Annotated in this window: 22 protein-coding genes; 10 read left to right on the forward strand and 12 right to left on the reverse strand. The window is 64.6% G+C overall.

The window, feature by feature from the left end:
* Positions 1 to 11: 11 nt before the first annotated feature.
* On the reverse strand, positions 12 to 881 hold the full coding sequence (locus AOP77_RS09605) for an aldo/keto reductase (RefSeq protein ID WP_062212965.1): 870 nt from the start codon (positions 879 to 881) through the stop codon (positions 12 to 14).
* A 156-nt stretch (positions 882 to 1,037) separates the two neighbouring features.
* On the opposite strand from AOP77_RS09605, the gene AOP77_RS09610 reads away from it, so the two are divergent.
* Positions 1,038 to 2,033, forward strand: coding sequence for a patatin-like phospholipase family protein (locus tag AOP77_RS09610; RefSeq protein ID WP_062212968.1), 996 nt, complete (start codon positions 1,038 to 1,040; stop codon positions 2,031 to 2,033).
* A 12-nt stretch (positions 2,034 to 2,045) separates the two neighbouring features.
* Here the strand turns inward: AOP77_RS09610 and ald are convergent, their stop codons facing one another.
* The 4 genes from ald to AOP77_RS09630 form a co-directional block, all read right to left on the reverse strand.
* Positions 2,046 to 3,125, reverse strand: a complete 1,080-nt coding sequence (gene ald / locus AOP77_RS09615) for an alanine dehydrogenase (RefSeq protein ID WP_062212971.1) — start codon at positions 3,123 to 3,125, stop codon at positions 2,046 to 2,048.
* Positions 3,126 to 3,281: 156 nt separating this feature from the next.
* Positions 3,282 to 4,094 (reverse strand): M15 family metallopeptidase, encoded by an 813-nt coding sequence (locus AOP77_RS09620; protein ID WP_236685810.1) that lies wholly within the window; start codon positions 4,092 to 4,094, stop codon positions 3,282 to 3,284.
* A 163-nt stretch (positions 4,095 to 4,257) separates the two neighbouring features.
* Complete coding sequence (locus AOP77_RS09625) at positions 4,258 to 5,277, reverse strand: hemolysin family protein (protein WP_062212977.1); 1,020 nt, start codon at positions 5,275 to 5,277, stop codon at positions 4,258 to 4,260.
* 8 nt (positions 5,278 to 5,285) lie between these two features.
* Positions 5,286 to 6,599 carry a hemolysin family protein gene (locus AOP77_RS09630; RefSeq protein ID WP_062212979.1) on the reverse strand — a complete coding sequence of 438 codons (1,314 nt, stop codon included), beginning with the start codon at positions 6,597 to 6,599 and terminating at the stop codon, positions 5,286 to 5,288.
* Between the two features lie 420 nt (positions 6,600 to 7,019).
* On the opposite strand from AOP77_RS09630, the gene AOP77_RS09635 reads away from it, so the two are divergent.
* Both AOP77_RS09635 and AOP77_RS09640 read left to right on the forward strand, forming a co-directional pair.
* Positions 7,020 to 10,760: a multifunctional oxoglutarate decarboxylase/oxoglutarate dehydrogenase thiamine pyrophosphate-binding subunit/dihydrolipoyllysine-residue succinyltransferase subunit gene (locus AOP77_RS09635; protein ID WP_439644706.1), complete on the forward strand. Its 3,741-nt coding sequence runs from the start codon at positions 7,020 to 7,022 to the stop codon at positions 10,758 to 10,760.
* Positions 10,757 to 11,371, forward strand: coding sequence for a GDSL-type esterase/lipase family protein (locus AOP77_RS09640; RefSeq protein ID WP_062212985.1), 615 nt, complete (start codon positions 10,757 to 10,759; stop codon positions 11,369 to 11,371). The genes AOP77_RS09635 and AOP77_RS09640 overlap by 4 nt, the downstream gene beginning before the upstream one ends.
* A gap of 122 nt (positions 11,372 to 11,493) precedes the next feature.
* Here AOP77_RS09640 and AOP77_RS09645 read toward each other — a convergent pair whose 3' ends face one another.
* On the reverse strand, positions 11,494 to 12,582 hold the full coding sequence (locus tag AOP77_RS09645) for a type IV pilus twitching motility protein PilT (RefSeq protein ID WP_062212988.1): 1,089 nt from the start codon (positions 12,580 to 12,582) through the stop codon (positions 11,494 to 11,496).
* 125 nt (positions 12,583 to 12,707) lie between these two features.
* On the opposite strand from AOP77_RS09645, the gene AOP77_RS12640 reads away from it, so the two are divergent.
* Positions 12,708 to 12,782 carry a 50S ribosomal protein bL37 gene (locus AOP77_RS12640; protein ID WP_371327667.1) on the forward strand — a complete coding sequence of 25 codons (75 nt, stop codon included), beginning with the start codon at positions 12,708 to 12,710 and terminating at the stop codon, positions 12,780 to 12,782.
* Between the two features lie 119 nt (positions 12,783 to 12,901).
* On the opposite strand, the gene rsrA is transcribed toward AOP77_RS12640, so the two are convergent.
* On the reverse strand, positions 12,902 to 13,144 hold the full coding sequence (gene rsrA, locus AOP77_RS09650) for a mycothiol system anti-sigma-R factor (protein ID WP_062212991.1): 243 nt from the start codon (positions 13,142 to 13,144) through the stop codon (positions 12,902 to 12,904).
* Positions 13,137 to 13,766, reverse strand: a complete 630-nt coding sequence (locus AOP77_RS09655) for a sigma-70 family RNA polymerase sigma factor (protein WP_061962769.1) — start codon at positions 13,764 to 13,766, stop codon at positions 13,137 to 13,139. Before AOP77_RS09655 ends, rsrA begins: the two co-directional genes overlap by 8 nt.
* Positions 13,767 to 13,954: 188 nt before the next feature.
* Between AOP77_RS09655 and AOP77_RS09660 the strand changes: the two genes are divergently transcribed.
* The 4 genes from AOP77_RS09660 (at position 13,955) to AOP77_RS09675 (ending at position 17,713) form a co-directional block, all read left to right on the forward strand.
* On the forward strand, positions 13,955 to 14,479 hold the full coding sequence (locus AOP77_RS09660; protein ID WP_062212994.1) for a hypothetical protein: 525 nt from the start codon (positions 13,955 to 13,957) through the stop codon (positions 14,477 to 14,479).
* A complete protein-coding gene (gene aroA, locus AOP77_RS09665; protein WP_062212997.1) occupies positions 14,476 to 15,798 on the forward strand; it encodes a 3-phosphoshikimate 1-carboxyvinyltransferase in 1,323 nt (440 codons plus the stop codon). The genes AOP77_RS09660 and aroA overlap by 4 nt, the downstream gene beginning before the upstream one ends.
* A gap of 8 nt (positions 15,799 to 15,806) precedes the next feature.
* Positions 15,807 to 16,847 (forward strand): ribosome small subunit-dependent GTPase A, encoded by a 1,041-nt coding sequence (gene rsgA / locus AOP77_RS09670; protein WP_062213000.1) that lies wholly within the window; start codon positions 15,807 to 15,809, stop codon positions 16,845 to 16,847.
* A 68-nt stretch (positions 16,848 to 16,915) separates the two neighbouring features.
* Entirely contained in the window at positions 16,916 to 17,713 is a 798-nt protein-coding gene (locus tag AOP77_RS09675; RefSeq protein ID WP_062213003.1) for an inositol monophosphatase family protein, read from the forward strand.
* Between the two features lie 35 nt (positions 17,714 to 17,748).
* Here the strand turns inward: AOP77_RS09675 and AOP77_RS09680 are convergent, their stop codons facing one another.
* Genes AOP77_RS09680 through AOP77_RS09690 form a run of 3 tightly spaced genes read right to left on the reverse strand, consistent with a single transcriptional unit; the run spans position 17,749 to position 20,088 of the window.
* Positions 17,749 to 18,189, reverse strand: a complete 441-nt coding sequence (locus tag AOP77_RS09680; RefSeq protein WP_062213006.1) for a DUF6912 family protein — start codon at positions 18,187 to 18,189, stop codon at positions 17,749 to 17,751.
* Positions 18,190 to 18,193: 4 nt separating this feature from the next.
* A complete protein-coding gene (locus AOP77_RS09685) occupies positions 18,194 to 19,459 on the reverse strand; it encodes a CpaE/TadZ family protein (RefSeq protein WP_174435923.1) in 1,266 nt (421 codons plus the stop codon).
* Complete coding sequence (locus tag AOP77_RS09690) at positions 19,456 to 20,088, reverse strand: hypothetical protein (RefSeq protein ID WP_152649856.1); 633 nt, start codon at positions 20,086 to 20,088, stop codon at positions 19,456 to 19,458. The genes AOP77_RS09685 and AOP77_RS09690 overlap by 4 nt, the downstream gene beginning before the upstream one ends.
* A gap of 107 nt (positions 20,089 to 20,195) precedes the next feature.
* Between AOP77_RS09690 and AOP77_RS09695 the strand changes: the two genes are divergently transcribed.
* A complete protein-coding gene (locus AOP77_RS09695; RefSeq protein WP_062213012.1) occupies positions 20,196 to 20,402 on the forward strand; it encodes a helix-turn-helix domain-containing protein in 207 nt (68 codons plus the stop codon).
* Between the two features lie 29 nt (positions 20,403 to 20,431).
* Here the strand turns inward: AOP77_RS09695 and AOP77_RS09700 are convergent, their stop codons facing one another.
* The gene (locus AOP77_RS09700; protein WP_062213015.1) at positions 20,432 to 20,959 is read right to left on the reverse strand and encodes a hypothetical protein; all 528 of its coding nucleotides are present in this window, start codon (positions 20,957 to 20,959) and stop codon (positions 20,432 to 20,434) included.
* Positions 20,960 to 21,079: 120 nt separating this feature from the next.
* Here AOP77_RS09700 and AOP77_RS09705 point away from each other — a divergent pair, with 120 nt between their 5' ends.
* Positions 21,080 to 21,871 carry a LysM peptidoglycan-binding domain-containing protein gene (locus tag AOP77_RS09705; RefSeq protein ID WP_062213017.1) on the forward strand — a complete coding sequence of 264 codons (792 nt, stop codon included), beginning with the start codon at positions 21,080 to 21,082 and terminating at the stop codon, positions 21,869 to 21,871.
* Positions 21,872 to 21,922: the final 51 nt, after the last annotated feature.

Consider the following 21,922-nt stretch of genomic DNA (forward strand, 5'->3'; position numbering starts at 1 on the left):
GGCCCGTCCACCTACGTGCTCAGCACCTCGCTGAGTTCGCGCACTTCAGCCGCAGTCAGTTCCAGATCCACGGACTTGGCCGAGTCCTGAATCGACTGCGGCCGCGAGGCGCCAGGAATAGGGATAACCACGGGCGACAGCGCCAGGTGCCAGGCGATGGTCACCTGCTGGGGGCTCACGCCGTGAGCCTTGCCGATGCGCGCGAACTCTGCATGCTTCTGGCCTACCTGCGCGGCGTTACGGATACCCCCCAAGGGACTCCACGGCAGGAACGCAATGCCCATATCCGCGCAGAGCTCGAGCTCCGGATAGCTCGACACGAAGGCCGGCGAGAACTGGTTCTGAACAGAGACGAGGCGCCCACCCAGCACCTTGTTGGCGACGCGAATCTGGTCGACGTTGGCGTTGGAAATTCCCGCCATGCGGATGACCCCCTCTTCGAGGAGTTCCGCGAGTGCGCCCACAGAGTCTTCGTACGGCACGGACGGGTCGGGGCGGTGGAACTGGTGGAGGCCAATTGCCTCGACGCCCAGCCGTGCCGCTGAAGCCTTGGCCGCCTGCTTGAGGTAGTCGGGCCTACCGTTCACCGTCCACGAGCCATCGCCTGGGCGCAGGTGTCCGGACTTGGTGGCCACTAACACGTTGTCCGTGTCACCGTCATACTGGCGCAACGCCTTGGCAATCAGGGCCTCGTTGTGCCCTACCTCGGGCGCATAGCGATGGTAGGCATCCGCCGTGTCGATCAGCGTGACGCCGGCGTCGAGCGCCGCGTGAATGGTCGCGAGTGCTTGGTCCTCGTCGGGACGACCCTCAATCGACATAGGCATGCCGCCCAGTCCGACCGCACTGACGTGTAGGTTGCCGATGTTCCGCTGCTCCATGTATTTCCTCCATGAGTAATAGGTGGTGCGGGGGCCTTTCTCCTCAGCCCCGCGGGCTCTCGGCAAGACTACGGCGCATCACCGACAGACGCGACTGGGCAGGCAGATACCGCGCATACCTCGCAATTCCCTCGCGAGGACTCTACGATGTGAGACATGATCAGGCATGACGACCTTCGCTACGAGCCGCACCTAGCCCTCGCGCTAGGCGGCGGCGGGGCGCTTGGCGCCGCCCACGTCGGAGTGCTGCAGGTGCTACGCGAACGGGGCATCACGCCCTCCATCGTGGTCGGCACATCCATCGGCTCCGTGATGGGGGCCGCATACGCCGCCGAGATCGACCCTTATGAGCTCGAGGAGCTGGTACTCAACGCCGAGTGGGGCGACTTTGGCACCTTCTCGATTGCCCCCAGCCTCGGGCTGCTCAACACCGACGGCCTGCGCAAGAGCATCGAGAACGTCGTGGGCGAGGAACTCATCGAGAACTTGCCAATTCGCTTTGGCGCCATCGCGTCGGACCTGGCCGAAGGCAAGTCAGTCCTGATGGACCGTGGCCCTCTCTACCCTGCAGTCGCGGCCTCGATCGCCGTTCCCGGAATCTTCGCCCCGACAAAGTTGGACGGCCACCTGCTACTGGACGGCGGGATCTACGAGAACCTGCCACTCGAGGCCGCGTTCGAGATGGGCGCTCGCCACGTGATCGGCGTCCGCCTCGCTCCCGAATGGGACGCGATCCCTAGCCAGTACACGTCCGTCAAGGTCCACGAGCTCGAGATTCGTACGGACGTCACGTTGATCACTCCTAAGCTCCAGCACCGTTCACAGTGGGTCAAGAAGGATCTGCCCGGGCTAGTGCTCGACGGCCGCCAGGCGGCGGAGCGCGCACTGATCGAGTACGCAATCGTGACACCGCGCCCGGCGACCGTGGTTGCGGTGCCCGACGGCATGCCTCTCGCCGAGGCGGTCAGCCTGGACGCCGACTCGGATGCGCCCGTCACACCTGAGGCGAACCCGGAGACCGACTTCATCGACTACGGCCAGAACCCGGAGGCCGAGGCCACTGGCGCTGAGAACCCGGACCTCGCGGCTAGCGACGCCGAGGCGGACGAGGCCCAGCACCGGGGTCTCGCTGCCTTCTTCCGGCGGCGCTAGGCCCCGCTGGCATCAAGCCAGGTCGGGAAACGCCCTCGCAACTACCGGGTGGACCACACGCCCACCTGCCACATTGAGCCCGGCGGCAAGTGCGGCATCGGCTGCTATGGCACTATCAACGCCGCCCACGAGCGCCTTGATGTAGGGCAGCGTGACGTGCGTGAGCGCGGCCGTCGAGGTCGCGCCGACTGCGCCCGGCATGTTCGCGACACAATAGAACACCGAGTGCTCCACCACATAGACGGGATCGTCGTGCGTCGTAGGGCGCGAGTCTTCGAAGCAGCCCCCTTGGTCGATCGCGATGTCGACCAAAACGGAGCCTTGGCGCATGCGCGACACTTGCTCATGGCTGACCAACTTGGGGGCCGTGTGCCCCGGCACGAGCACCGCGCCCACCACCAGGTCGGCTTCGGTTACCGCGGCATCAACGGCCTCTGGTGTCGAGACCACAGTCGTGACACCCGGCAGGTTCTCGGCATCGATGCGACGCAGGCGCTCCTCAGACAAATCAAGCACGGTCACGCCCGCACCCATGGCGGAAAGCAATTGCACGGCGTTGGTACCCGCGACCCCGGCGCCAATCACCACAGTTGCCGCGCGTGGCACTCCCGGAATTCCCCCCATAAGGATGCCGGGCCCTCCCTCGGAACTCAGCAGGTGGTAGCCGCCTGCTAGCGCTGCCAGTCGACCTGCGACAGCGCTCATGGGCGCGAGCAAAGGCAGCGAACCATCAGCGAGCTGGACGGTATCCAAGGATAGAGCCGTGGTGCCGGCGCTCGTAAGCGCGTCGGCGAGCGGTCGATTTGCCGCCAGGTGCAAGAAGGTGAATAGCGTCTGGGTTCCCAACCGCCCATACTCCTCTGGGACGGGCTCCTTGACTTTCAGTACTAGTTCCGCACCCCAGGCCTCGTCGACGCTGCCAATGCGCGCGCCCGCGTCGACATAGTCCTGGTCAGGAATCATGGATCCGACACCCGCCCCTGCCTGGATCACAACATCGTGACCAAGGGCAACGAGTTCACTCGCACCGCTGGGCGTGAGAGCCACTCTGGTTTCGCGGTTCTTCACCTCGGCCGGTATTCCTACGAGCATGGGCGTCTCCTCAGCAGTTAACCGTCGCGCGGGCGGCGGATGTGCCGGGCGTCGACTGAGGGTCCTCCACGATGAGGCGAATCCCCTGACACCAGCGTGTCCCTCTGACGCTACGAATGCAACCACTCGCGTAGTGCGTGTTGCTCTGCGGAGGAACTATTCCTGAACGTCGTAGTACGCCGAGGTTCCGGCGATGAACTCCCAGTGCCAGGGCTCATACTTGGATCCCTTGGCCCAACGCGGGTTGGCCCAACCGTAAATTCCGGCATTCTCGTCGAGCCATGCGCGCGCTGTGCCACTGGAGTCAGACGAGCAGAGGTCAATCGCAATAGCCCAACCGTGCATCGACGTTCCGGGAGGTGCAGCAAAGTATCCACGCGACGCCTTCAGCGAGTACTGACGGCTCAACGTGCGGTAGGAGTCCGACAGGCACAGGTCCCTACCAAAGGAGGACTTAAAGTGCTCGTTCAGGGCGATCAACGACAGCGCCGCGTCACCTCTCAGCGACTGACCGGCCGCGAACGGGAGGTCGCACAGACTCGACAGGGCTAGTCGGCCGTTAGATCCGTTGGCGGTTGACGCCCCCGAGCACTCTCCGCTGTCAACGATCGAGCCCGCCCCGCCTGAGGTCAAAATCGCGGACGCCTGCTCGTCGATGGATGGCAGGGGAAGGTCGGAGGACAGCAACTGCGGGCCGCCACCAAGAATGGCGCGTGCCGTGGAGGGGGCGATAGCGCCCTCCTGAACGTCGGGCAGGGCCTCGGCTGCGTTGCCATAAGGAGTGATGGTGCCCATGACGGGGTAGACGACCATCGCGAGCGCGAATCCCGCAAGCACACCCATCCGAGTCAGCACCTTACGGCGGCGGTGGGTAGTACGAACCTGGATCTCCGCGGTTCGCTCTATGCGAGTGTGCTTACGTGAACGGTGTCCCGAGGAGGCGTCCTCGGCACGCACACGCGTACTCACATTCGCCTCCAAACTTGTCGTTGCCCTCAGCATCAGGTGCTACCCGAAACCGACTGTGCTCCTCAGTGCCCCCAGAATGGGGGGCACTACCAATAGTAACCAAATGGTAACGGAGATGGCTAGACGGGTCGCTGTCGAATCCGTCACACCGTCTCTACGAGGACTAATCCTCGCGCGCCATAGAATCCCTTACCTCGCCCACGAGTTCCTCGATAATGTCTTCGAGAAAGACAATGCCGACGGCAACGCCATCACGGCTCACCGACGCCACGTGTGCGCCAGACCCACGCATCAGCGCCATGACGCTTTCAATCTCGTCGTCCTCAGCCACTGCAGGTAGGTCTCTTACCCTCCAACGCTGAATGGGCTCCTCACGTTCCCCGGGACGCGCATATAGTCCATCCTTGATGTGCAAGTACCCCACGAAGGTTTCGTTCTCACGCACGGGGAACCGCGAGAACCCGGTGTCGGTCACCGCCCTCTCGAGCCCTTCCACGGTGACGCCCATCTCGACGCCGCGCACGTCGGGTAGGGCGACCATGACATCGGCCGCCTTGTAATCCGAGAACTCGATCGCGCCTGTGAGAAGGCCGTCGGGGTCCGACAGTGTTCCCTCCGCGCTCGAGCGCTCCACGATCGACTGCACCTCGTCTGCGGTAAAGGCCGACGTCACCTCGTCTCGGGGCTCGAACCCCATGGCCCTCACCAGGTGGTTTGCAACCCAGTTCAGCGCGACGATGATGGGGCGAACGAATCGAGCGATTGCTACCAGCGGCGGGCCAAAAATCATAGCGGCGCGGTCGGGGCTGGATACCGCTGCATTCTTAGGGACCATCTCGCCGATGACGACGTGCAGTCCGACGATGATCATGAGGGCGATGACGACCGCCACCACGTGCGCCGCCGACTCCGACAGTCCCAGCGAATGCATCGCTGGCTCAAGTGCGTGCGCAAGCGCTGGCTCCGCAACGACGCCAAGCGACACCGAACACACCGTGATTCCGAGCTGCGCACATGCAAGCATCAGGGAGACATTCTCCATCGCCCACAGCACGGTCTTCGCCGACTTGGATCCCGCCTCCGCGCGCGGTTCAATCGAACTGCGGCGCGCAGAGATCACGGCAAACTCGGCGCCCACAAAGAACGCATTCGCCAAGAGAAGGCCAATCACCAGTAACGTCATGCCGAGGCTCACTTGTCGCCGTCCCCATCTGCGTCGGGGTCTGGGGCGATGGCCTCCAGACGCACGCGATCTATCCGGCGCCCATCCATCCGCTCCACCTTGACGCGAACGTCGCCAGTGGCTGCCTGATCGCCTACCTCGGCAACACGTCCCAGTTGGGCCATGACGAATCCGCCCACGGTCTCGTAGGCGGGCGACTCGGGAATCTCAAGCTCAGTGCGTTCGTGCACCTCGTCGGGGCGCAGGGTGCCCGGAACAATCCAAGCCCCACCGGCAGTCCGGTGAATCGGAGCCCGGCGACGGTCATGCTCATCCGCCACCTCTCCCACGAGTTCTTCAACCACGTCCTCGAGGGTGACTAACCCTGCGGTACCGCCGTACTCGTCGACCACAACAGCGCACTGGTGCCCCAGCCCCCGTAGTTCCACCAGCAAGGGCAGCATACGCATGGTTTCGGGAATGCGGGGCGCGTTCACCATCAGGGTGCCAATGCGGATTTCGTCGCGTTCGTGAGAGGGCACGGCCACGGCCTGGCGTAGGTGGACGAGGCCCACGATGTCGTCGGGCCCGTCACCCACCACCGGAAAACGTGAGTGGCCCGTCGCACGGGCGAGCGACAAGACGTCCGCCGCCACAGCATCGGCGCCAAGGGTTTGCAACCGGGTGCGATCCGTCATGACATCGATCGCGGTCAGGTTGTCGAGTTCGATGGTGTTCTTCAGCAAGAGAGCGGTGGAGGGGGCGAGAGTGCCGGCCTCTGCAGAGCGGCGCACCAGTGCGGCGAGTTCCTGGCGCGACCGGCCACCTGACAGCTCCTCTTTGGGCTCGATCCCGAGCAGACGCAGAATCGCATTGGCCAGACCATTGAGCACCGCGATCAGCGGGCGCAGCGCGACAGTGAACCCCATATTGAGGGGCGCCACCACCTTCGCCGTGCGCATGGGTGCGGACAGCGCAGCGTTCTTAGGCACGAGTTCGCCGATGATCATCGAGAACGCATTGACAAGGATCAGCGACAGCGTCCCCGCGAGCCCTGCGACCGCTGCCCGGCTCAACGGCGTCGACGATAGTGGAATGCCTAGTAACTCAACCAATGCCGGCTGTGCCGTATAGCCCAGCAGGATGGTGGTGAGGGTGATGCCAACCTGGGCGCCAGACAGTTGCGTGGACAGGTGCTTGAGCGCACGTCGCACTCGGTTCCCGCGCACGTCGTCGTCGACGTGGGCTGGGTCCAGAGCGACCAGCGAGAACTCCGCGGCGACAAAGACAGCGGTTCCTAGCGTCAGGACGATCCCAAGTCCGAGCAAGATCCAAGCGGTCATGCGAGCTCGTGGCCTTCCGGCCCGCAAGCAGGTTTGGACGTGTGTCTGTCCCCAACATTCATTGGGCAAGCATACCGATGCGGTCACGACTTCGTCATAGTCCCAAGGGCACACCAAGCAAGGTTCTCTCCTTGGCGTTGTGCCCCCCATATTCCGTAACAATTTCTCAAAAACGGGTGACACCAGGCCCTGCTGGAGCGTTTAGGCTGGAGGATAGACAAAACACCGCAATGTAGACGCATACACGCCTAAGAAAGTGAGCGGCCTCAAGTGTCCACCGACACCAGCGCGCCAGACACCGAACGAACGACCGTCACACGCGCCGCGAGCGCACCGTCGGTCGCCTCCCTCATACTGGGTTCGAACGGTGACCACCACTCCCCGGAAGCGGAGCCAGCTCAAGCGAAGCCCGCATTTGTGATCAAGCCGGCGCCGGGCACCACCCCTGGCAAGGCGGCGCCTAAGCAAGCTGCGCCCGCGGATCTGTCAGAGCCCGCACCCGTCGCGGTAGCGACCGCGGCGAACGAGCCCAAGGACGTCGGCCCCAAGAACGAGGCGTCCGTCGAGTCTCCGGCGAGCACGCCAAAGGAGGCTGCCGATGCGAAGGCTTCGCGCCCCGACATCTCGCAACCTGAGACGGTGGCCACTCCCGTGGTGACGCCCACCTCGGCCGGAGACTCGAGCGACAGCCACCAAGGCGACGACCAGACGGTGACCCAACCGATCGCCACCGCTCAGGCACCCACCGCGGCATACCTGCAAAACCACGACCACGCCGAGCGCGCCACCAAGGACGTGCACCAAGGCGTCACTCGCCTGCGCGGCCCTGCGGCGCGCGTCGTGACCAACATGGAGGCCAGCCTCGAGGTACCCACGGCGACCTCAGTGCGCACCATCCCTGCCAAGCTACTCATGGACAACCGCGTCGTCCTCAACAACCACATGGCGCGCACCCGCGGCGGCAAGGTGAGCTTCACCCACCTGATCGGCTTCGCGATCGTCGAGGCGCTCGCCGAGTTCCCCGCCATGAATGTGGCCTATGGACTCGAAGACGGCAAGCCCGCGATGATCACGCCGGCGCACGTCAACTTTGGCTTGGCAATCGACATGGCGAAGCCCGATGGCACGCGTCAGCTGCTGGTGCCCAGCATTAAGTCCGCGAACGACATGGACTTTGTGCAGTTCTGGAGCGCGTACGACGACATCGTCAAGAAGGCCCGCACCAACACGTTGCAGGCGTCCGACTTCCAGGGCACCACCATCACGCTGACTAACCCGGGCACGCTCGGCACAGTTCACTCCGTCCCGCGCCTGATGGGTGGACAGGGAACGATCATCGGCGTGGGAGCCATGGACTACCCCGCCGAGTACCAAGGCGCCTCCGAGGAGATCATCTCTCGCATGGGCATCTCCAAGGTGATGACCTTGACGTCGACGTACGACCACCGCGTGATCCAGGGCGCCCAGTCCGGCGAGTTCCTTGCTCTGGTCCACAAGAAGCTGCTCGGCCTCGACGGCTTCTATGATCGCGTCTTTGTGTCGCTGCGCATCCCATACGAGCCCGTGCGCTGGGTGCAGGATGCAGCCACCACCGAGGAAGCCGAGGCCGCCAAGCCCGCATCCATCGCGGAACTCATTCACTCGTACCGCTCGCGCGGTCACCTCATGGCGGACGTTGACCCGCTGAGTTCTCGCCCACGCAAGCACTCGGATCTTGATGTTCAGACCCACGGCCTCACGCTATGGGATCTAGACCGCGTGTACTCCACCGGCGGCTTTGGCGGCCGCGAGCGCTGGAAGATGCGCGAGGTCCTCGGACGCCTACGTGACGCATATTGCCGCACCATCGGCCTCGAGTACATGCACATCTCGGACCGCGCGCAGCGTACCTGGTTCCAGTCGCGCCTCGAGCAGGGATACACCAAGCCGGCACGCGAGGAGCACCTGCGAGTACTGAATCGCCTCAACGCCGCCGAGGCCTTCGAGGCGTTCCTGCAGACCAAGTACGTGGGCCAGAAGCGCTTTTCGCTCGAGGGTGGAGAGTCGCTCATCCCGCTGCTCGACGCCGTCATGTCCTCCGCTGCGGTTTCCGGCATTCAGGAAGTCTGCATCGGAATGGCCCACCGTGGCCGCCTCAACGTTCTCGCGAACCTTGCGGGCAAGAAGTACGGCCAGATCTTCTCCGAGTTCGACGGCACTGCCGCTCCCGGCTCGGTCCAGGGCTCCGGCGACGTGAAGTACCACCTCGGCACTGAGGGCACCTTCACCGCTGAGTCCGGCGAGACCACGCGTGTGTACCTCGCCGCCAACCCCTCACACCTAGAGGCCGCCAACCCGGTCCTCGAGGGCATCGTCCGTGCCAAGCTCGACGCCCTGGGCGCCGACCCCACCACTGATGGCTACCCCGTGCTCCCTGTGCTGGTGCACGGCGATGCGGCCTTCGCTGGCCAGGGCGTAGTCATGGAAACGCTGAACCTTTCCGCACTCAAGGGCTACAAGACCGGCGGCACTGTTCACGTCATCATCAACAATCAGGTGGGCTTCACGACCGGTCCCGAGAACTCGCGCTCGACGCGTTACTCGACCGACATCGCCAAGGGCTTCCAGATCCCCATCTTCCACGTGAACGGCGACGACCCCGAGGCTTGCGTGCGCGCCGCCCGGCTCGCCTTTGAGTACCGCGAGGAGTTTGGCCGCGACGTGATCGTAGACATGGTCTGCTACCGCCGCCGTGGGCACAACGAGGGCGACGACCCCTCGATGACCCAGCCGCGCATGTACGACCTGATCGAGGCCAAGCGCTCCGTGCGTCACCTCTACACCGAGGCGCTCATCCGTCGTGGCGACATCACCACCGAAGAGGCCGAGTCGGTCTCCAAGGACTACCTGTCGCAGCTGGAGCGCGTGTTCCTGGAGACTCGCGAGGGCTTCAAGCCTGGACCCGACACCGAATCGATTTCCGGCCTCGAGGTCCCCACCTCGCAGTCCTCGGATGCCGGCATGATGGTCGGCTGGAAGACCGCCGTGAGCGCTGGGCAGATCGAGCGCATTGGCCGCGCTCACGTGCGTCCCCCCGAGGGCTTCACGGTGCACTCCAAACTCGAGAAATTGCTGGAGCGCCGCGAGGTCATGAGCCGCGAGGGTGGCATCGATTGGGGCTACGGCGAGATCCTTGCGTTCGGCACTCTGCTCCAGGAGGGCGTACCCGTGCGTATGGCGGGTCAGGACAGCCGCCGCGGCACATTCGTCCAGCGTCACGCCGTGTACCACGACCGCAAGAATGGCTCCGAGTGGACCCCGCTGCTGTACCTCAGCGCGGACCAGGCCCGGCTCCACATCTACGACTCCTCGCTGAGCGAGTACGCGTGCCTCGGCTTCGAGTACGGCTACTCCGTCGAGCGGCCCGATGCACTGGTGCTGTGGGAGGCGCAGTTCGGCGACTTCGTCAACGGCGCTCAGACGGTCATCGACGAGTTCATCTCCTCCGCAGAGCAGAAGTGGGGGCAGTCGTCCTCCGTCGTATTGCTGCTGCCGCACGGCTACGAAGGTCAGGGTCCGGACCATTCGTCCGCGCGCCCGGAGCGGTTCCTGCAGATGTGCGCCGAGGACAACATGGTGGTTGCGGCGCCGTCGACGCCCGCGAGCTACTTCCACCTGCTGCGACGTCAGGCGTACACGCACCCGCGCAAGCCGATGATCGTGTTCACGCCCAAGTCGATGCTTCGGCTCAAGGCGGCACAGTCCGGGGTGGCGGAGTTCACCGAGGGGACCTTCCGTGAGGTCATCACGGACCCCATCGATCCGGCGAACGTCACGCGGGTGCTGATGTGCACCGGTAAGGTCTACTACGACCTGCTGGCTGCGCGCGAGAAGGCCGGCGACACCACCACCGCCATCGTGCGATTCGAGCAGCTTTACCCGCTCGTTCCCGAGGCAATCAGCGAGGCGCTCGCTCCGTTCGGCGATGCCGAATTGATGTGGGTCCAGGAGGAGCCAAGCAACCAGGGCGCCTGGTCGCACATCTCCATGTCGCTGCCGCAGATCATCGAACGCCCGCTCAAGGTGGCCTCGCGCAAGGCGTCGGCTTCACCCGCATCGGGCATGAGTTCACGCCACGCAGCCGAGCAGGCCGAGCTTGTAGAGAAGGCCTTCCGCCGATGAGAAACGTGTTCTTCGTGGGCGACGAGTTAGTCGCCGGCCACGGCGACCCGAAGGCACTTGGTTGGACCGGACGCGTGGCGGCACGCACTCTCCCTCACGCCACGGATCTTGCGTTCCATACGCTCGCCGTACCCGGTGAGACCACAGGAGAGATGACTAGCCGCTGGGACGAGGAGGCGCTGCGTCGAATCGCGCGTCCCGAGGCCGCCGACGAGCCTCGTTACGCGCTGTTTGCTGTAGGTCGTGGCGACGTCACAAGGTCGGTCTCCCCCACCATGACCAGGCTCAATCTCGCCAACGCGCTTGACCGCGCATCCGCACTGGGATTCGCGACGCTCCTGGTGGGCCCGCCCCCCGGACGCAAGGATGAGAACCAGCGGATCGCGGAGCTCGCTGCGGTATGCGAGGAGTCCGCGGCACGTCGCAGCGTGCCGTATGTCGACATGTACGGTCCCTTGGCACGCCACGATCAGTGGGCTGCAGACATGGACACCGGCCACGACGCGCTGCCGCTACAGGCGGGCTACGGGCTCATGGCCTGGCTCGTGCTCCACTCGCGCTGGCACGCGTGGCTGGGCATCAACGATGCCGAGGCGCTCAACAACTCCTAGGTACTCGCTGCGGACCTCAAATCCGACTGAGCGCCCCGCCACAAAGCGGCAACCACAAGACTCCACTCGATTCTTAGGCGCGGCAAACTACGCACTCGCGTGTCGTCTGGCGTAGTAACTACCTAACTGATGACTCCTGCGTTGCGCAGCGACACAGACAGGTCGTGCGGACGCGACGCGATTGCCACGGCATCGTCGAAGTCGACTGCGCCCTCGCTGACCAACTGGAAAAGGTGCTGGTCGAAGGTCTGCATCTTGTAGTACTCGCCCTCCGCGATCAGGTCCACGATGGGCGGCTGACTTTGCGGGTCCACGATGGCCTCGGCGGTGCGGCCAGTGTTGACCATCACCTCTGCCACAAGGGTGCGACCCTTACCGTCACTCTGACGGACCAGTCGCTGCGACACAATTCCCTTGAGCGTCTGCGATAGGGTCGCGCGCACCTGCCCCTGCTCGTGTGGCGTGAAGAAGTCGACGATGCGGTTAATGGTGTCCTGTGCGTCCACCGTGTGCAGAGTCGCGAGCACTAGGTGACCAGTCTCGGCCGCCGAAAGTGCTGCGCGCACGGTCTCGATGTCACGCATCTCGCCAACCATAATGACGTCGGGGTCCTGACGCATCGCGCCACGTAGCGCGTTGTTGAAGTCGAGAGTGTCCGAACGCACCTCACGCTGCGAGATGATCGCCTTCTTGTCGTGGTGAAGGACTTCGATGGGATCCTCGATGGTGATGATGTTGACTTCACGGTACGAGTTAATGAGGTCGACCATCGATGCAAGAGTGGTGGTCTTTCCGGAACCGGTGGGGCCGGTAACGAGCACCAGACCACGCGGCTCGAGCGCCAGGTCCGCAATGACAGGAGGCAGGCCGAGCTCGTCAAAGCTCTGGGCGCCCACGGCGACGTGGCGGAAGACCAAGGAGTCGGTGCCACGCGCGACGTACGCGTTAACGCGGAACCGTCCCACGCCGGACAGCGAGAACGCGAAGTCCGCCTCGTGGGTGTCCCGGAACTGCGCGACGAGGTCCTCGGGGAGTACCTGCGCCACCATGTTGCGAGTGTCCTCAGGGCGCAGCGGGGGAACCTGCAGCTTTCTGAGGCGCCCATCGACACGGATGCGCGGCGCTGATCCCACCTTGCAGTGGAGGTCGGAGCCGCCCGTGCTCGCTAGGGCGTGCAGGAACGGGATGACGGAAACTGGCTGGTCGCTCACGGATTCTCCATCGGCAGTTATGGGTGTTGCCTTGAGAGGCTACCGGCCGCGGCGCGCTATGCATACACAGTGTGGGAAGATAGATAGTCGAGTTTTGAACTTCCCGCGTTAAGAAAGGGGGACCCATGAGCAAGCGAGGCCGCAAGCGCAAGGCGCGTGCCAAGGGCGGAGCCAACCATGGCAAGCGCCCCAACGCATAGTTAGCACCGGTAACAACCGGAAACAGAAAGGCCGCATCGGGCATTGACCGATGCGGCCTTTTGCTTGCCCGCGCGCCCTCAAGGGCGGCGGCAGGCAGTCGCTGAGCGACGTGAGACTTTTAGGAGTCGGCGCGCGCAGACTTGATGGTGGCGAGCACACGCGAACGCAACTCGTCTGGCGCGACCTCGTCGCCGCAGTTGCCCACCAAGTTCTTGATCTTCTCGTTGATGCGGTGCTCGGCCTCGCAGGGCGGGCAATCCTTGAGGTGGTCGCCGATGTGGCGCAACTCCTCATCGGGCAACTCGTGGTCGATGTATTCAAAAATCTGATCGAGCGCCTGCTCGCAGTCGTTATTAGGCATCCGATGCCTCCCCGGAATCCGTGTTCGCCTTGTTGGCGACGGGACGCTTGTCATAAAAACCGCGCTCCGCGCCGTACTCGCGCAGGTTCTCGCGAAGCAGCTTGCGTCCGCGGTGAAGGCGCGACATCACGGTGCCTACAGGCGTATCCATAATCTCGGCAATCTCCTTGTACGCGAAGCCCTCGACGTCACTCAGGTAGACCGCCATACGGAAGTCGTCCGGCAAGTCGGCGAGTGCCTGCTTGATGTCACCATCGCCCATTTGGTCAAGGGCGTTATCTTCCGCCGAGGCCAGGCCGGTGGACGTGTGTTCCGCCGCTGCTGACAGCTGCCAGTCCTCGATAGTGTCCGCGTCCGAGCGCTTCGGTTGGCGCTGCTTTTTGCGGTAGGTGTTGATGAACGCGTTGGTCTGGATGCGGTACAGCCACGCCTTGAGGTTGGTCCCCATCGTGAACTTATCTTGCGCCGCAAACGCCTTAGCGAACGTCTCTTGAACCAGATCCTCAGCATCGGCCCCATTGCGCGTCATGCGCAGGGCAGCAGCGTAGAGCTGATCCATGTAGGACAGCGCCTCGACCTCGAAGGTCATTTCCTGGGTGTCATTCATTGCCGTGTCATTCATCACTGCGTAGCCTACTCTGCCGCGAGTGCGACGAGGTGGCGTGCGGCGGGACCGAGCCGTAGTGCGTTCCAGGGTGGCTGTCATGCTTAGGGGAACCAACGGTCCCACTAGTTCATTCCCGATGCGGCAGCGACAGCTTAGAGAACCCGCGATACACAGTCTCCAGTCAACATTGGTAGCGTAGGAGTATGTTCTTTCGCGCGATAGCCCGCCCATTGCTCGCCTCCTGGTTCATCTACGGAGGCATCGAGTCCGTTCTTACTCCCGAACGCCGCGCCGAACGCGCGGAACCCGTGGTCAAGCCGCTGCTGATCGAGGCGGGGCTTGAGGACGTCAAGATCACCGACATGGTCAAGGTGCACGGCGCTGCGACCATCGCTGCGGCCTCGATCCTCGCTCTGTCCCGCACTCCCAAGACCGCAGGATTCGCGCTCGCCGGGCTCGCGGCCGTCACGGTGGCAGCGGGCCGGCCGTTCTGGCGCGAGGACGACGAGGAGGTGCGCCTACGCGAGCGCGAGCGGTTCATGATGAATCTGTCGCTGTTCGGCGCTACCGTGATCGCAGCCACCGCCGGACACGGCTCCAAGCACAAGGATCGCGCCAAGGCTAAGAAGATCAAGGCGAAGGACAAGGCCTTGGCAGCCAAGGTGTCCAAGAACGAACAGAAGATCTCACGCAACCAGAAGGCACTCGGCAAGAAGCGGGGCAAGTGAGCGGCTCATTCCCGGCCGGCGTAGGAGTCGGCGAGGTATGGGACGCTCCCACCGCCGATGGCCCGCTTGACGCCACTGTCGACGTTCCTGGGTCCAAGTCACTTACCAATCGCTTTCTCGTACTTGCGGCTCTCGCCGACGCCCCCGTGCGCATCAAGGGCGGCCTGAAGTCCTCGGATTCTGACCACATGATTGGTGCGTTGCGCGCGCTCGGCATTGACGTCGACGACTCAGGCGACGAGTGGCTGGTCACGCCGGGGACGGTGCGCGGCGGTGTGGAGATTAACTGCGGACTCGCAGGCACAGTCATGCGCTTCGTGCCTCCCATGGCGCTCCTCGCGAATCCTGCCGATGGCCCCATCACCTTTGACGCGGCGGCCAGCGCAAAGGGGCGTCCCATGGCCCCGCTGCTCGATGCCCTTCGCTCCCTCGGCGCGACCGTCACCAGCATCGGCGAACAGACGTTCCCGTTCACGGTGACTCCCCCGGTGTCCGTGCCGTCGAGTGTCGAGGTCGACGCTAGTGACTCGTCACAATTCGTGACCGGGCTGCTGCTGACGGCGCCGCGACTTCCTCAGGGACTCACCATCCGGCATACCGGGGCGAAGCTTCCCAGCCTGCCGCACATTGACATGACGTGCGAGACGCTGCGCGACGCGGGCATCCAGGTGGAACAGCCTGATGAGCGTACGTGGGTGGTTCACCCCGGCGCCATGACCTTGGAAAACATCCGAGTAGAGCCTGATCTTTCCAACGCGGGCCCCTTTATGGCCGCAGCCATCGTGGCGGGTGGCACCGTGCGTATCCCGGGCTGGCCCACGCACACCACACAACCTGGCGCGTACTACCCGCAGGTGTTTGAGCAGATGGGTGCGACCTGCGAGTTCGAAGATGGGGTCATGTCCGTCACCGGACCCACCGACGGTATCTTTGGCATCGAGGCGGACCTGGGACCGGCCGGCGAGATCACCCCCACCGTTGCCGCGCTGTGTGCCCTGGCTAAGCAACCGTCGCTACTGACCGGAATCGGCCACCTACGCGGCCACGAGACCGACCGCCTCAAGGCGATCGCAACTGAAGTGAACCGCGTGGGCGGGCGCTGCACCGACGGGGACGACTCGCTCGAGTTTGCGGGACTACCCGCCTCCGGGTTGACCGGCGCCGTGATGGAGAGCTATCACGACCACCGCATGGCCACATTCGCCGCCATCATCGGCCTCGCTGTCCCTGGCGTGCAGGTACTCAACGTCGGTACCACGTCCAAAACCATGCCCGACTTCCCGCACCTGTGGCAGGCCATGCTCGGCTTGCCGGACTAGGCAAACGCATGCGCGAATACGACGAGTCCGACGCGAAGGTGAGGCCACCCAAGCGAGGCTCGCGGCCGCGCTCCAAGCTTCGCCCCGCACACGAGGACGCCGTCCCCGGCACCGTCGTGGGAGTGGACCGGGGCCGGTTCACCGTATGGAAGTCAGATACTGACACCACGGTGATCGCAGTCAAGGCGCGCGAGCTGGGGCGCCGCGGGCTCGTGATCGGCGACATCGTCGGCATGGTCGGCGACTCGACGGGCGACAAGGGAACACTGGCACGCATTGTGCGGCGCGAACCTCGCGCGACCGAGTTGCGGCGCACCGCCGACGATACCGACCCCACCGAGCGGGTGATCGTCGCCAACGCGAATCAGCTCGCGATTGTCACCGCACTCGCTGACCCGGATCCCAACCCGCGCATGATCGACCGCTGCCTGGTGGCTGCCTTCGCGGCCGGCATGGACGCGGTGCTGGTCCTCACCAAGGCCGACCTGGGCTCAGGCGCCGAACTGCGCGCCACCTACGAGCCGCTTGGCGTCAAGGTGCTCGAGACCACGGTGCGCCACGACACCGACGTCCTCAAGTCCCACGACGGCACTCCCGACGAGCAGGCCGGAATGGAGGCACTCCGCACGCAGGTCGCGGACGTCTCTACCGTCTTTGTGGGTTACTCAGGCGTCGGCAAGTCCACGCTCGTCAATGTGTTGGTGCCTGGCGCCGGCCGTGTCACCGGAATAGTCAACGACGTCACCGGTCGTGGTCGACACACGTCCACGTCGGCAGTAGCACTTGAACTTCCAGCCGGCGGATGGATCATCGACACCCCCGGTATCCGTAGCTTTGGTCTCGCGCACGTCGACATCGAGAACTTCATTTCGGTGTTCCCCGACATCGCCGATGCCGCGGCCGAGTTCTGCCCGCGCGGTTGCGGCCACGCATCGGCCGAGGATGGCTGCGCACTCGACGAGTGGGCCCAGACGGCGGACCAGCAAGCGCGCGTCGACTCGATCCGCCGCCTGCTCGCTACGCGGGCCGACAACGACTCCTGGCAGTAGAACTCGCGCCCGCACGGGACCACCCCCGGCTTTTGAGGACGCGCCCGCCGCGCCAGTAGGCTGAGCGCATGAATCCCACTGGTGAGTACGCCGCCGACCTGACGCTCGCACTGTCCATCGCGGACCAGGTGGACGCGCTGACGATGCGCAACGCAGACCCCGCTGACCTGACGGTGGAACTCAAGCCGGACGACTCCCCTGTCACCGCCGTGGACCGGGCGGCGGAACACCTCATCCGTAACGCACTTACGCGCGACCGGCCCGCTGACTCGATCCTGGGCGAGGAGTACGGCACCTCAGGCGACGCTACCCGGCAGTGGATCATCGACCCGATTGACGGTACGAAGAACTTCATCAGGGGCGTACCCGTGTGGGCGACTCTGATTGCGCTCTTCGACGGCGACAAGCCCGCAGTCGGCGTGGTGAGCGCGCCCGCCTTGGGCCGGCGCTGGTTCGCCGCCGCGGGTGACGGTGCGTGGGAGGGTCGCGATGCATCGGCCGCTCGCAAGCTGGGCGTCTCCGAGGTAGCCACGCTGCCGGAGGCAAGCCTTTCGTATTCGTCGCTCACGGGGTGGGAGGAGCTCGGCCGCCTCGACGCGCTGCTCGCCCTCTCACGGACGGTATGGCGCACGCGTGCATACGGTGACTTTTGGAGTTACATGCTGGTGGCGGAGGGTGCCGTGGACGCCGCAGCAGAGCCAGAACTCGAGACTTACGACATGGCGGCGCTGGTGCCCATCGTGCTCGAGGCCGGCGGGCGTTTCACGTCACTCGACGGAGTTGATGGTCCTTATGGGGGCAACGCGATCGCAAGCAATGGCAGGCTGCACAGCGCCGTAGTGGCCGCGCTCGCAGCAGGTGCTTAGCCTTCACAACAGTGAGTGTGCGCGACGGCACCTGGCTAGGGGCGCGGGATCGACGCGAGTTCCGTGACGTCGTACCACAGTAGGTCGTGATCTTCGAGCCTCTCCAAGGCATCGGGTCCGCCCGCGAGTGCCTGCTTTGCGTCCTCAAACGCCGCGAGGTCGTCTACGAAGGCGCATGCGACGGCATCAGCCGGCACGCGTCCGGTGAGCGCGACGGCCGCCGGGTGCGCGTCCGGAACTGCACTGACGTCACCGCGCGAGTAGTCGGCCACGATGACCACGCGAAGTTGTGAACCGAACTCCACCACGGACTCGATCGCCGCGGCATCGCGCGCCTGCTCTGCCAATTCCTCGTCCTCATCGAAGGAGGAGATCTCCATCAGCCTCTCGGTGACGGCGAAGCCCATGTCGGGCTCCCACTTGCCGGAGGTGCAGGAGTCGAGGTCGCCCAAAGTGGCCGGGATGTACACGCGCATGGTCTCAGTCTGTCAGGGTAGCCGCGACGGCGCGCGGGGACTCACTCATGGGAGCCATTTCCGCGCGAGACTCCTGGGCTGTTACCAGTGCCGCAGCGGCAACGACTGCGATCGCCCGCCGTGCGGGTGAGCGAGGTACGCGTTCGCGTAGTGACTGGCCCGCGAGTGTCGCCGCGTCACAGGATTTGCCGTCCGCGGGGACCATCCAGACCTTCTCCACGCCGCTGTAGCGGGCCAAGGCATCCGCGATCGCCTCTTCAGGGTGGCGACCTGCGACGGAAGAGCGCACTCGGTTCGCTACCACCAGGCGCGGGCACATGAGCTCGGCCACCTCGTCGAGCTCCGCAAGCGCCTGCACAAGGCGCTGGATGCCAAGTGGCTCGGCAGACCCCACGACGACCACGGCATCGGCGGCGGCGAGCGCACTCAGTGTCGCGCCGTTGCGTTGCGGTGCGCGCGTGTCATACAGCGCCTCCTCGTCCTGTGCGACCGAGAAACCGCAGTCCACGACGGTGACAGGGCTGTAGCGGCGCAGCAAGGGCCAGACCCCATCGAGGGCGCTGCGCGACAACTCGGGCCAGCGGTCCGCGCGGGAAATTCCTGATAGCACCTTCAACCCCTCGCCTACTGCCAGCAGATGCCGCCACAGCACATCGTCGGTCAGCGTGCCATGGAGGGAGGCGCGCGCGAGCGCCGCAACTCCAGGCGCCTCGTCGAGCAAGCCCAATGCCTGAGCGACAGCTCCTCCATAAGTATCGACGTCGACCACGATCGCCTCGCCGTCACCCACCGCGCACTCCGAGGCGATGTTCACGGCCAGCGTGGTGCGCCCAGGTGCGCCGGTGGGCCCCCAGACTGCGATCACGACCCCGTCTCCAGCCGGTATGGCCGGGACACTCTCGAGAGCGGCCGGAACCGGATTGACGGTATGAGCAACTACTGCAGCACGATCGGCGATCGTGTCGGGCTCCGCACCAGCGTCCATCACATGCTCGATGCCCAATGCTTGCAGTTCACGGCTCGCGGAGCCGGCGGAGGGTACGGCGACCAGCGCGACCCCCGCGGCGGCAAACTCGCCAAGCACGGCCCTGTTCAAGCGTGGCTGGTCTGATAGGACCACCACACCCACCATCCCCGCTTGGGCGAGGGCGAGTGCCTCGGCGAGGTCGGCGCAGCGGCGAATCAGAGCCAGTTGCGGGTGCGCTTCGATGGCACCCGCGACCGAGCTCTCACCGTCTCCCATGATGGCGACCGCGACGGCTGTGCTCATCCTTCTCCACCCGCCGCTCGGCCGACTATCGAGATCTCGCCCTCCGTGGCCACCGCACCGAGGAAATCGCTCATCGAGTCTTGCGGCACCAAGACGTAAACCGTTTGCGCAGCGCCTACTGTAAAGGCGGAGTCCTCTTGCTCCACCTGACTGACAATCAGCCCCTCCGCAACTGGAGTCGACACCGGACTACCGTCGTTGCCCGTTGTCAGCCACACATCTACCACGCTGCCTGACTCAATGTCCTGAGCCAAAGGGTTCTGAGTACGGACTGCCACCGCCCGCACGTCGACTTCCGAAGCCCCCGTCACGGCATCGGTAGGCAGTAGCTCACCTTCTCCGATCACTCGGGTGACGACCTGCCCCCAGGGTGGGTCGCCCTGAGCGGAGACGTACACGTCAGGTGCCACTCTCACTCTGGTGACGGCAACATCAGACTCGGAGACCTCCGTGCCAGGAGTCAGCACCTTAATAGCCGTGTAATACGGCTCCGTAGAATCGGACGCCCGAATGGAAGCCGATACCGCCACGACTGCGACGGCGATAAGCACCAGGCCGATGAGTAGACGCGGGTCGCGCCAAGACGGCCGTTTCAGTCGCCCCGCCACGGGACCGGAAGTGCCACTCATGAGATCTCCCTTGACTCGGTTGCCCACCATCTTGCCGGTTTTGTGCGCAAGCGCCAACCGGTTGTGGAAAACGTTGGCTTGTCTCACCGCCGTGCCACAATGAAGTCATGACGCCACGCTTCCTCCTCCTGACCGATGTACAGGAGATCCTCAACATCAGTTCGCCCCAGGCGTACGCACTCGTGCGATCGGGGGACCTCCCCGCGATCCAGGTGGGTGGCCGCGGCCAATGGCGCGTCGAGGCTACCGAGTTAGAGAGCTACATCCAGCGTCAGTACGAGGCCGCAAGGTCGCGCATCCCCACCGAGAAGTAGGGCCGACGCAAGCCACATCGCTACGTTCTTCACTCGCCCGCGAAGCCTACCGATGTCACCCGCACTATCGTGCCGAAAGGGACTACCGTAGTGGTCCGCGCCTTGAGGTTGCCGATCTCGACGTAGTCCGCGCCCACCTGGGCGATCACACCCGGCCAGGTCCCCGACGTCGTAACAATCACTACCTGCGCTCGGTCCCGCGAGAGCGCCCGCAGCGCGTGGCCCATGGTAAGTCCGCGGGCCACCGCGGAGAGGTCAGCGGCACGAACCTTAAGCCCCACCACGGCCACGATCGCGCGAGTCGGAATCCACGACTGGCGACGCTCCTCATTTACTAGGATCCAGGTTGCTGCGACCTCCGTCAGGAGTCCGGACACCTTCTCGCCATCAGCAAGTGTCACCATCACGGCACACCCGACTCCCGCGGCCAAGCGCGACGCGAAGGGTATTGCGGCACGCTCTCCACGGGTGCGTTCTGCCACGTCCGTGGCGAACTGGGCATCCACACCCGCACCCAGTTGGCCCTCGAGGTCGGCAAAGAGGTCATTCCAGCGCATAGGAACACGCTACGCCGCCAGCCGTTTCCACAGCCGCATGCCCCACCGATGGACACGCAAAGCATATTAAGGTACATCTAGTAATACCAAAAGACATCAAACGCGATGTAAGGACACGAAATGTACCTCTCAGAGAATGACGCCCCCTCCCGCGGTTACACCTGGGCTGCCCGGCTCCTACTTCTCCTCACCTGGCCCGCCGCGTGGTGGCTCGCCGTGGCAACGCTGGACTCCTGGCGAGCCGTCACCGCACAGCCCCTTGAGGTTGATTCGGCGATGGGAACCGTGGTGACGGCCTTCGGTGCGGTCACCGCTGCATACCTGGCGTTGAGTTCGGTTCCCCTCCTACTGGCGCGGCGGCGCGGCGCTCATGGGATTCCCCGCTGGCTCGGTCGGTGCACCCCACACCTGTGGCGCAAGGTCGTCGGCGTGGCTGTGGGCGGGGCAATTGGCGCATCGATGGCCACCGCGTCCTTCGCCACCGCCACCGATATCACTGATGCGGAGCCCGATGCCGGGGCAGCCTTCGCGGTCACTTCAGCAGGCTGGGTGGACAGCCCTGGCGCCTCCTCAACCGAGCTTGCGTCCCCGCTGAGCACTGCTAAGGGAACCCATGCCACGGCAACCTTCTCGACAACGATGCAGCGACTTCAGGACGAGCCGCACGCCAAATCCAACTCCAACTCCAACTCCACGACAAAATCGAAGCCAACGGTCAAAACCGTCAAGGTACGGCGCGGCGACTCCTTGTGGCTGATCTGCGAAGGACTGCTCCCCGACTCCGCGTCTGAGGCCGACATCGCGCACGCGTGGCCATTGTTGTATCGCGCGAACAAGCGGGCGATTGGGGACAACCCCTCGCTCATCTACGCGGGCCAGACTCTCGACGTCCCAGCGGAGTTGCTGTCATGACAGCGATGCGCGCCACAGTTGAGCCCGCACAGCCGGCGACCCCCCGTTCGT

The organism is Demequina oxidasica (genome assembly GCF_000975115.1).
GTDB lineage: Bacteria > Actinomycetota > Actinomycetes > Actinomycetales > Demequinaceae > Demequina > Demequina oxidasica.